We start from the raw sequence: 9,910 nt of genomic DNA on the forward strand, positions 1-9,910 counted from the left end.
CGAGCGATCGACACTATTTATCTGGGCGAGTTGTTTGGTGATACTTACCGCATAGTTATCAGTCATCCCAGAGATAAAATCGATCGCATGCATATAAGCATGATGCAAAGACCATTCTCGCTTGGGTTGATAGCTGCCCATTAAATTGAGAATATACCGAGATTTGTCACAGAAACGATCGCCGGATCGATCGGTACATAAATTGTAAGTGGCGACGATAAAGGCATCGAGCAACGTGTCGATCGTCGCATGAGAACCGATTTCGATTTCGATTTTGCGGGGTCGATCGAAGATTTGAGATTTAGCCGTATTTTTGGCGGTATAAATACATTCTTTGATGCGACCGCCACAAGCACCAATCAAATCGGCGTACTGGAAGTTGCCAGTTAATAGATCGTCTTGTTGGTGGATGAAAGTATCGACTACGCCCTCAATCAGAATATTCATCGCTTTGCCTCGCGCGATCGCAATCGTCCGCCGGAGTAATTCCGTTCCCGTACAACTCCCATGCAAAGGTGGGATCGTATTAAAATCAAACACGATCTCAAGAATCTCGATCGCTTCATCGTAAGTAATATAGCCCATCTCAATCCCATCTTCGAGATCGATTAAGGCATAACAAATATCATCGGCAGCCTCCATCAAATATGCGAGCGGATGGCGACACCAAGCCGTTGTCGATCGTTGGATCAAGCCGAGTTCGGTGGCAATTTCGGTGAGAATTTCGCGCTCGGTGATATTGCAACCAAACTTCTTTTTGCCACCTGCGAGCATAAAATCTGATGTCCAGGGATATTTCAGAAATGTGCCTAAGCTCGCATAAGTCAGCCGCATGCCGCCTTCAAATAGGTAATATTCCAGTTTAGTAATTACCCGCAATCCTTGCGCGTTACCTTCAAAATATTGGAACTCATGTAATTCGGCGGCGGTTAAATCTTGCAGGAATTCTCGATCGGCATTGCATCGAAACCAATTGCGGATTGCTTCTTCGCCAGAATGTCCGAAGGGTGGATTGCCGATATCATGTGCCAGACAAGCAACTTGAACGATATCGCCGACATCTGACGGCTCGATCCCGATTTTTTTTAGTTCGGGTGCGAGTCTTTGGCCGACTTTCGTACCCAAACTCCGCCCCACCGAAGAAACTTCTAAACTATGGGACAAGCGGGTGTGAATATTATCATTTTCGGGGAGCGGATGGACTTGCGTTTTGTGATTGAGTCGCCGAAAAGCACTCGAAAAAATAATCCGATCGATATCTTTCTGAAAATGACTGCGCCCGACTTCCTGCTGTTCTGGCAGAATGATGCCATATCTTTTGCGCGAAAACAGCCGCGCCCATTGCATTCGCTCCATTGTCATACCATCTTGGATTGTGGATTTTGAATTGGGGATTAGGGAAATCTCGCTGGTGGAGTCAGCTCATCTATCTGGTTAGGATCGTTTTTTAAATTGGGATCGAGAGTCATCTCACGCGGAGATTTTAGTAGGGTAGTCTCCGATCGCCAATAGCTTTATTGTCTACTTTAACTGGCAATCCGATCGACAAATCGGATCGGCACAAGCAAATGTTCTCTCTATATCCTAGCAATTATAAATTGAAGATTAAAGAGCGATTATTTCCGATTGGCTTGCTGGCAAATCGATCGACTAACAGCGACTAACAAGTTGTATTGGTAGGTGTCACATCGGGATAAAAAGTGACGATCGCATTATCTTCCTTAAAGAGTACGGCAGTATAAGTCTGTCCCGAATCGGCATCCACAACCGGAACCGCGCAGACAGTATTCGGTTTAGCTTTGGCTTTGAATGCCAACGTGGCGGCAATTAACAGTTCGGTCGCGTCAGTAATTAAGGCATAGCCATTCCGCCGATCGACAATCAGCCGATTGCCATGCTTGAGTAATACCCCGATCGTATAAACAGCATCTACAATTACTTCCTCTTGATGTCGATTGTTGGGTAACTTTCCTGCCAATCCCTGCTCCTGAAGCTGGAGATATCTGCCGACATAATGCATCCCTTTAAGTTGTCCGTTGCGGATATTGCCACAGAAAATATGCTCGAAGCCCTCTCGTTTGAACCAGATTTCTGTCAAATCTGCCAAAAATTCAGCATCGGTATTTCTGCCGCGAAAAATTTCACTACCTACCGCTAGTTTGATTTGGCGAAAAATTGCCGGATGAGCCACCAGCAAAGCCTGAAAATCCTCAGCTAAAGCGCGATCTCCTAAATTCCCGCAAACCTGCAACACATCTCGATCGAATGGCGATAAATCCGGCGGTGGTGGCGTCAGATCGACTGCAACTCCTTGCGGAAATTGCGGATGCTCGGGATTGTTCACACGATCGAAAAACGGTGGTAACTGTGGTTTTTCCATTAGGTTTTAGGTTTTAGGCTTTAGGTTTTAGGCTTTAGAGGATAGTGGATAGTGAATAGATGTGCCAGTCCCCCGCTCCCCGCTCCCCGCTCCCGTACTACTTCCACCAACTCAGCCAACGCGGTACCATCGACCCTAAGAATCGATCGATTGTTGTAGCTAGCCAGCCAGCTCTGGATAATCGTTGTCGTCGAGTAGTTTGCCACGATTGGGCGGCTCGATCGATTATTTCCGCATACGTAGGTGAGAGACAGGGAATATTGGCGATGTCGGTAATTGTCAGTTGTTGCTCGATGGCAACTGCGAGTAATTGAATTAATTCCGGGGCATTGGCACCGATGATTTGGGCACCGAGAATTTTGCCGTGGCGAGTGACGATAATCTGACAAAAACCACTGGTAATATTGTCTAAAATTGCCTTGGGACAGGTTTTGAAATCTTGTTTGAGGATGATGAGATCCTGCCGATCTCGATCGGCAGCACCGCTAGTCATCCCGACTCGCGCCAACGGTGGATCGGTATAAACCGCCCACGGCAGCCGATCGTAACTGCGATAGTCAATCTTTTGCTGCCGACGATTCAGGGCATTCCGAACGGCGATTTTGGCCTCATAGCGTTCTAAATGTTGACTGTGATAACCGCCAAAAACATTACCGCAGACGCTACCACAAGCATAAATCAGAGCATTGGAAGTACCGAGGTAACGATCGATCGAGATCCCTTTTTCGTTGTACTCTACCCCCACGCCGCTAAGATTGAATGGTTCGACTAATGGTCGATCGGGTAGGGCTACAAAAATCTCATCGATCGCTATCGCTTCATCCCCAAAGATCGCTACTTTCGATTCACGATCCCGATCGATCTGAGTCACGATCGCGTCTAGATAAATGCGGACGCCATCGGCAGCCAATTGTAACTGGATCTGACTCGCCAGCACCGGATCTTCATAGGGCAATATCTGAGCTGTTTCGACGATGAGATGGACTTGGCAGCCCAGTTTAGCCAGCGTTTGAGCTAATTCAACCCCGATCGCTTCCGAGCCAATTATCGCCCAGCGGAGCGGGATTTGCCGATCGACCATACTCGGCAGTCGATCGATCGTCAGATAACCACTGTCCTGAATGCCCGGAATCAAGGGATAATCTCCCACCGAACCAGTCGCGATTAAATAAGCCCGCGCGCGCAGAGCGCGATGATTGATATTAAATGCCAGGTGGGGGCGACGACCAAACTCCCCATGACCGACGATCGTATCCACACCTCTAGCTGCTAACAGTGCGGGACTAGCTTGCTGTTCCAGCCTGTCGATCGCGGCATCTGCATATTGCCAGGGATAATTGCTCAACTGTGGCGGTGCTGACAATCCATCTGACAGCATTGGGCGATGGGTGCGATTGGTTGCCGCAATCTGCGCCAACGCATACGGATACAAATCGCGCTGAAAATGCGATCGCGCCTCAGACAATGGTGGCAAAATCCAGGCCACCCGCGCCTGTAAATCCACAGCCTCGATCGCCGCCGCTCTCGCTGCTGCCGTATCACCAATTATGACTAAATCGTATTCTAGAGACAATGTGGAGAGTGGGGAGGAGTGGACAGGGGACTTAGAGTTGGGAGTTGCGGCTCGCGCTCGTCGGGTTCCCCGACGGTATAGCGAGACAAGACAGGGAGTTGAAAGCTGGGAATAAAAGAACACAGCTTTAAAGCCTAAAACCTAAAGCCTAAAACCTAAAGCCTAACCAAACCGATAACCAAAACCACGTACGGTAGTAATGTATTGCGGTTGACTGGGATCGACTTCGAGTTTTTCGCGTAGCCACCGAATGTGGACGTCTACAGTCTTGCGATCGCCAATGAAATCGATGCCCCAGACGCGATCGAGTAATTGTTCGCGATCCCAGACTCGACGGGGATGCTGCATAAATAGCTCCAGCAAGCGAAACTCACGGGGCGAGAGACTGACATTAATGCCGCGCACCTGCACCCGATACTCTTCAGGATATAACGTAATATCTTGAAAATGAATCGTTGGGGTATCGGCAGCCACATTGAGCCGATGACGGCGCAGCAATGCGCGACATCTAGCAATCAACTCTCGCATACTAAAGGGTTTGCTGATGTAGTCATCCGCACCAACTTCTAAGCCCAACACTCGATCGGTTTCGGTGGTTTTGGCACTGACAATTAAAATCGGGACGTGATTGCCTTGGTAGCGTAAAAATCGACATAAATCTAGTCCGCTAACTTTCGGCAACATCAAATCGAGAATAATCAAGTCGAACGGAAAATCTTGGGGCTGTGAAATAGGTTGCTGGCACTGAGTTAGAGCCGCCTGTCCGTCAGCCATCGCCACGACGTCATAACCCTCTTCTTCCAAACCTAAGATGAGTAATTCTCGGATCGATTCTTCATCTTCTACTAATAAAATTCGGTTGGTGACGTTGCCTAGTTGCCCAATCCCGGAGTTGTTCGACATGTTGAGTGCAAGCATCATCACAAGTAACTAAAAGACGGAAGCCAACAATATTTTGGATGGAAATAGCGCACCGCTAGAAATTGAATCGAGATCTAAGTACGGCCGGCTACAGCTAATTTAGTAGCAGGCGATCGCCCATCTCACAATACTATATTCCGGTAGATCGAGCATCGGTATCGCTCCATTTGGCCCGATCGCCCATCCAGTTCGACAGACCACAACAATTGGATAACCACCTAAGATATGGATATGCTCCTGCTCGCCCCAGATCGATCGTTATGCGTTTACACCTAAGTACCTGGACGGAAGTTGAAACTTATCTGCATGAATCTACTGGGATAATTATCCCGATCGGTTCGACCGAGCAACACGGCCCCACCGGATTAATCGGCACCGATGCGATTTGTGCCGAAGCGATCGCCGAAGCTGTCGGCACGGCCACCCAAGCCCTCGTCGCACCGACAATTAATGTGGGTATGGCGTTGCACCATACTGCTTTTCCAGGCACGATGAGTCTGCGTCCGAGTACGCTAATCCTGGTGATTCGCGACTATCTAACCTGTTTAACCCGTTCTGGATTTACCAAATTCTTTTTTATCAACGGTCATGGTGGCAATATTGCTACTCTCAAGGCGGCTTATTCAGAGCTGTACGCGCACTTAGCCGATTTGCAGATTCCCACTGCCGATCGCATCGAATGTCAAACTGCTAACTGGTTTATGTCTGGCAGTGTCTATCGGCTGGCTAAAGAGTTGTATGGCGATCGCGAGGGATCTCACGCGACCCCATCTGAAGTGGCACTGACTCAATATCTCTATCCCGAAGCCATTAAATCTGCGCCATTAGATGCTAACAATCTCTCCGCAGAACGCAAGATTCTCGGTGCGGCAGATTTTCGCCGTCGTTATCCCGATGGCCGCATGGGTTCCGATCCCAGCCTCGCTACTCCCGCACATGGCAAGCAATTCTTCGATCTGGCAGTGAAGGATTTAACGGCTGATTATCTGGAGTTTTTGGCAACTGAGAATAGTTGATAGTCGATCGTTGGGAGCGGGGAGTGTTGTGTCTAAGGTAGGATGCCTTACTTAATGGGAATTCCCACCGATCGCAAAAATCCCCGCAAACGTATCAAGAATAACGTCTCTTTGATTTTGGAACTGCCAGCACCCAACTCAGCATTGGCGCGATCGAGTTGTTGTTTGCTCTCGACCACCAATTCCGCAAATTCAGTCGCCGACAATGCTCGACCATCGATCGGCGATCGGGCTTCGGTAATAATTTCGGCTCTGAGCACCTCTTCTGGGATATCGCGCTCCACAGTCAGCGGCTCTGCCTTCACGGGTAAGGCAATCTGGCTACAAATACTCGTCCATAACCAAATTTGAGCTAAGTAAATTGTAATTTTTGGCAGCATTTAGGTAGGCTTTAGGTTTTAGGCTTTAGGTTCTAGGGGGTAGTGAATAGTGAATAGTGGATAGTGGATAGATCTGCCTATCCGCTGCCTCCTACCGTGTATACACAAGTATAGAGAGAAGCGAAAACCCTAGAGATCCTGCCCCAATTTTCTACTACAGCGGCTGTTGCCAGCGAGATCGGTGATAGGATGTTTAGCAATATCTATCCTACTCCTCTGCCACGAGCCGATCGCCTGCGTATGTATCCCTTAAATATACCGCCTCAGAACGAGCCTACAACTCAGCGACCGCGCCCAGGATCTTCAGCCGCTTCAAAATCAGATCCCAAATCAGAGAGAGCTAAATCCAGCCAGACTCGATCGCCGCAAGTCAGACAATTTGCCCCCAATCCCACCCCCAATTGGCTCAAATCCCTATTGACCATTCAGCGCGGTACGCTGGTGCTATTTGCGAGCGCGATCGGGTTGAGTGCGATCGTCTATGGCTATACCGTCCACACTCAAGATTTGTGGAAGAGTCAATACCAACAGTTGAAACGGTTGCGCACCCAAGAGACTCAGCAAGCCGTCATGAATGAAAATCTCAAGCAGCAGCTAGCGATCTCCGCACAAAAATCGGACAGCGGCTTAGTTTCGCCGACTCCCGATCGCAGTGTCTTTATCCCTAGCGCACCGCTCCGTCCCCTCAAACCCATCACCAATCCACAATCGACCCCATCGCCGCTCAAGTCCAAGCTCACTGCTGGTTACTAGTCATTCGATCGTCACAGATCGATCGCCAAGCTGTTATTCATTTAATTTAGATCTCTTCTCAGAACTCCCTGCGCCCAGCTCCCCGCTCCCCGCTCCCCGCTCCCCGCCCCAAGAAATATGCCACACACCTTAGCAGTACTAATCTTGGCAGGCGGTCAGAGTTCGCGGATGGGACGAGACAAAGCTAGTCTAGAGATCGATGGCATCCCCTTAATTCGGCGGATCTACGATGTTGTCGCAGCTTGTCGAGATCTGACGGGGCAACAGTTGGCAGCTACCGCCCAGATTTATGTTGTGACTCCCTGGCCGCAACGCTATGAGTCGATGTTGCCAGCCACTTGTCATTTTCTGCCCGATCTCGCTCCCAATTGCGGCCCGCTCGTAGCGTTTAGTAACAGTTTGCCAGCGATCGCGGCTACCTGGATCCTGTTACTTGCCTGCGATCTACCCAACTTATCCACCGCAATCGTCCAAACCTGGATCGATCGCTTGCCCACAATTCCGGCTGAGAGTGTCGCTTATTTAGTCAGACAGCCAGATAAAGGTTGGGAGCCATTGTGCGGCTTTTATCGCCAAATTTGCAGCCACTCGTTGCGTGATTATATCGACGATTCGCATTCCGTAGTGCCACCGGCAAGGCTCCGCCAACGAGGCCAATCTTTTCAGGGCTGGTTGCAGCTACAGCCAGTGACAGAGTTAGTTATTGCCGATCCCTACTGTTTGGTCAACTGTAATACTCCTGCCGATCTTGCTACTATTGTGGCCGCAAGATCGCACCCAACAGCACCGCCATCGTCACCCTAAAATCGATGTTACTAGTTACCTACTGCCAGAACTAGTGGGGTCGATCTCACGTTAAGATAGTAGTCGATCGCGACAGCACCGATCGGCGAACAACCCTATCGACCTAGCTATGACACTACTCCCGACTGATGATACCCCCTTGTACAACCATCCCTTGCCAGAAATCGAGCAATGGTTGATTTCGATGGGCTGCCAACAAGATGATAGTGAGCTGCACTGCTGGTATATCGATAAGCCAGACTGGCGTGCCGAATTGTGCTTGGATATTGAAGAACTGACCGTGCGCTATTTAGCCCCCAAAATTAGCGATCTCCAGGCTAGTAATACTCCGCCAATTATGTCTGGCAATACTAGTATTTATCGTACCTTTAAGTATTCACTCAGTCGGCAGGACATCGAAAATGCGGTCTTTGCTGGCCCTTAGTTTGCTACCAGCACGTCTCAAAACTGATGGATGCGCTCGAATCTCGTTCATCTGCTGGCATCGCCTCGATCGATTGACTCGGCTGAAACGATCGGCAATCCGATTCCGAGCTGCTGTGAGTGGCGATCGTGTCACCATTGGCACAAGCGTAAATTCAGTAATACATAAGCGGTACAATTACCTTACCTTATTGTCCCCATGTTTCTAACTAGCCTCATCTCTGCAATTTCTGGGCTGCTGGTAGGTAGTGTGGGTTGTTACGTCTGGCGGGAAGCTGCAACCAGAAAACAATTACAGCAAGTGCTCGCAGTGATGGAGGATGTGGTAGATCGCGAAGATATCTCGCTACCGATTGTCTCTCAATTGCGCCGTCGCGCGATCGCCAACCAACGTCAGCAACAACGACTCCAGCAACAATTATTTAGTTGGCAATCCGTACTTCAAGATGCCCCGATTGGCTATCTCCAGCTCGATGCTGACAATCAAGTTTTGTGGTGCAATCAGACTGCTCAAAACTTACTCCAGATCCACAAATGGCATGCTGGCACAGCCAGACTGTTATTAGAATTGGTGCGCTCTTACGAACTCGATGGCTTAATTAGCAAAGTCAGATCGACACTCATCGGCCAAGATCTCCTTTGGCAATTTCATTTCGGCTATAAAGACGCCGCCAATTCCCAATCAATTTGGCTCAAAGCCAGTGGGATTCCGTTGGCAAATGGGGAGATCGGGATCTTTGTCGAGAGCCAGCAAGAGCGAGTTGATACGGCCACCGCGCGCGAACGTTGGCTCGGCGACCTGGCGCACGAGATTCGGACGCCGCTGACGGCTATTCATCTCCTGGCCGAAACATTAGAATCCAAAGTCCCGCCAGAGTTGACGCGCTGGCCGAGTCGAATTTTAACCCAAACTAATCGGCTGATCGATCTAGTTCAGCACTTTGTGGAACTCAGCCAGCTCGAATCCACATCCAGCCAATCACTTCGATTGGTAGCAACAGATGTTGTCAAAACGATCGATGACGCTTGGCATACGCTCGAACCGATTGCCATTCAACGTCAAATTAAGTTTGTGCGGGCTGGGCTAACTCAATCGCTCTTAGAGATCGATGCCGCCAGATTTACCCAAGTATGGATTAATTTATTCGATAATAGCCTGAAATATTGCCCCGATCTGGGTCATATTTGGATCGATATTCAGCTCCGATCGCCAGAACAAATCGGCGAAGGTGCGTCTAGTAGTAACCAGCAAAGCGTAGTTATCGATCTGTATGATGATGGCACTGGCTTTGCGCCCGACGATCTGCCCCATATATTCGATCGATTATATCGGGGCGATGTCTCCCGCTACCGTCCAGCGAAAGGCAATAGCACGCTCGATTCGCAAACGACTGGTAGTGGCTTGGGACTTGCGATCGTCCGGCAAATTATTCTCGCTCACCACGGCACGATCGTGGCAAATAATCATCCCACGACTCATGGTGCTTGGTTCCGGATAATTTTGCCGCACAATTAGTTAACTTAGCTTTGCTATTGGTGATATATAAGACATTTACTAACTGACGATAATTGTTAGGATATAATTACATCCAGTTCTAAAGGTTCGATCGCGCCGAAACCTAGATAATCTAATTAATTTTAAATGTGACTACATCTTATT

At 49.1% G+C, this 9,910-nt stretch carries 11 protein-coding genes; 6 read left to right on the plus strand and 5 right to left on the minus strand.

Annotated elements, in window-relative coordinates:
* The 4 genes from RMO84_RS16775 to RMO84_RS16790 all read right to left on the minus strand — a co-directional run.
* Nucleotides 1-1,347 (minus strand): deoxyguanosinetriphosphate triphosphohydrolase (locus tag RMO84_RS16775; protein ID WP_396135886.1); only part of this gene is annotated, 1,347 nt, incomplete at its 3' end.
* A 313-nt stretch (nucleotides 1,348-1,660) separates the two neighbouring features.
* Nucleotides 1,661-2,380 carry an EndoU domain-containing protein gene (locus RMO84_RS16780; RefSeq protein ID WP_310489580.1) on the minus strand — a complete coding sequence of 240 codons (720 nt, stop codon included), beginning with the start codon at nucleotides 2,378-2,380 and terminating at the stop codon, nucleotides 1,661-1,663.
* Between the two features lie 97 nt (nucleotides 2,381-2,477).
* The gene (locus RMO84_RS16785; RefSeq protein ID WP_310489581.1) at nucleotides 2,478-3,953 is read right to left on the minus strand and encodes an NAD(P)/FAD-dependent oxidoreductase; all 1,476 of its coding nucleotides are present in this window, start codon (nucleotides 3,951-3,953) and stop codon (nucleotides 2,478-2,480) included.
* 162 nt (nucleotides 3,954-4,115) lie between these two features.
* Nucleotides 4,116-4,856, minus strand: coding sequence for a response regulator transcription factor (locus tag RMO84_RS16790; protein ID WP_310489582.1), 741 nt, complete (start codon nucleotides 4,854-4,856; stop codon nucleotides 4,116-4,118).
* A gap of 278 nt (nucleotides 4,857-5,134) precedes the next feature.
* On the opposite strand from RMO84_RS16790, the gene RMO84_RS16795 reads away from it, so the two are divergent.
* Nucleotides 5,135-5,890, plus strand: a complete 756-nt coding sequence (locus tag RMO84_RS16795) for a creatininase family protein (RefSeq protein ID WP_310489583.1) — start codon at nucleotides 5,135-5,137, stop codon at nucleotides 5,888-5,890.
* A 47-nt stretch (nucleotides 5,891-5,937) separates the two neighbouring features.
* Here the strand turns inward: RMO84_RS16795 and RMO84_RS16800 are convergent, their stop codons facing one another.
* Complete coding sequence (locus RMO84_RS16800; protein ID WP_310489584.1) at nucleotides 5,938-6,270, minus strand: hypothetical protein; 333 nt, start codon at nucleotides 6,268-6,270, stop codon at nucleotides 5,938-5,940.
* Nucleotides 6,271-6,459: 189 nt separating this feature from the next.
* Here RMO84_RS16800 and RMO84_RS16805 point away from each other — a divergent pair, with 189 nt between their 5' ends.
* The 5 genes from RMO84_RS16805 to RMO84_RS16825 all read left to right on the plus strand — a co-directional run bounded on the left by RMO84_RS16805 (nucleotide 6,460) and on the right by RMO84_RS16825 (nucleotide 9,766).
* A complete protein-coding gene (locus tag RMO84_RS16805; RefSeq protein ID WP_310489585.1) occupies nucleotides 6,460-7,023 on the plus strand; it encodes a hypothetical protein in 564 nt (187 codons plus the stop codon).
* Between the two features lie 117 nt (nucleotides 7,024-7,140).
* Nucleotides 7,141-7,827 (plus strand): molybdenum cofactor guanylyltransferase, encoded by a 687-nt coding sequence (locus RMO84_RS16810; RefSeq protein ID WP_310489586.1) that lies wholly within the window; start codon nucleotides 7,141-7,143, stop codon nucleotides 7,825-7,827.
* Between the two features lie 109 nt (nucleotides 7,828-7,936).
* Nucleotides 7,937-8,251 carry a DUF3143 domain-containing protein gene (locus tag RMO84_RS16815; RefSeq protein ID WP_310489587.1) on the plus strand — a complete coding sequence of 105 codons (315 nt, stop codon included), beginning with the start codon at nucleotides 7,937-7,939 and terminating at the stop codon, nucleotides 8,249-8,251.
* Nucleotides 8,252-8,281: 30 nt separating this feature from the next.
* Nucleotides 8,282-8,419, plus strand: a complete 138-nt coding sequence (locus tag RMO84_RS16820) for a hypothetical protein (RefSeq protein ID WP_310489588.1) — start codon at nucleotides 8,282-8,284, stop codon at nucleotides 8,417-8,419.
* Nucleotides 8,420-8,449: 30 nt separating this feature from the next.
* Nucleotides 8,450-9,766 carry a HAMP domain-containing sensor histidine kinase gene (locus RMO84_RS16825; RefSeq protein WP_310489589.1) on the plus strand — a complete coding sequence of 439 codons (1,317 nt, stop codon included), beginning with the start codon at nucleotides 8,450-8,452 and terminating at the stop codon, nucleotides 9,764-9,766.
* The last annotated feature ends 144 nt before the right edge of the window (nucleotides 9,767-9,910 follow it).

Origin of the sequence: Chamaesiphon sp. VAR_69_metabat_338 (assembly GCF_031423935.1) — a bacterium.
Taxonomy (GTDB): Bacteria; Cyanobacteriota; Cyanobacteriia; order Cyanobacteriales; family Chamaesiphonaceae; genus Chamaesiphon.

Excerpts from the sequence above, each read along its gene's own strand:
- RMO84_RS16780 (WP_310489580.1), bottom strand. The coding sequence starts at position 2,380 with ATGGAAAAACCACAGTTACCACCGTTTTTCGATCGTGTGAACAATCCC.
- RMO84_RS16790 (WP_310489582.1), bottom strand. The coding sequence starts at position 4,856 with ATGTCGAACAACTCCGGGATTGGGCAACTAGGCAACGTCACCAACCGA.
- RMO84_RS16795 (WP_310489583.1), top strand. The coding sequence starts at position 5,135 with ATGCGTTTACACCTAAGTACCTGGACGGAAGTTGAAACTTATCTGCAT.
- RMO84_RS16800 (WP_310489584.1), bottom strand. The coding sequence starts at position 6,270 with ATGCTGCCAAAAATTACAATTTACTTAGCTCAAATTTGGTTATGGACG.
- RMO84_RS16805 (WP_310489585.1), top strand. The coding sequence starts at position 6,460 with ATGTTTAGCAATATCTATCCTACTCCTCTGCCACGAGCCGATCGCCTG.
- RMO84_RS16810 (WP_310489586.1), top strand. The coding sequence starts at position 7,141 with ATGCCACACACCTTAGCAGTACTAATCTTGGCAGGCGGTCAGAGTTCG.
- RMO84_RS16815 (WP_310489587.1), top strand. The coding sequence starts at position 7,937 with ATGACACTACTCCCGACTGATGATACCCCCTTGTACAACCATCCCTTG.
- RMO84_RS16820 (WP_310489588.1), top strand. The coding sequence starts at position 8,282 with ATGCGCTCGAATCTCGTTCATCTGCTGGCATCGCCTCGATCGATTGAC.
- RMO84_RS16825 (WP_310489589.1), top strand. The coding sequence starts at position 8,450 with ATGTTTCTAACTAGCCTCATCTCTGCAATTTCTGGGCTGCTGGTAGGT.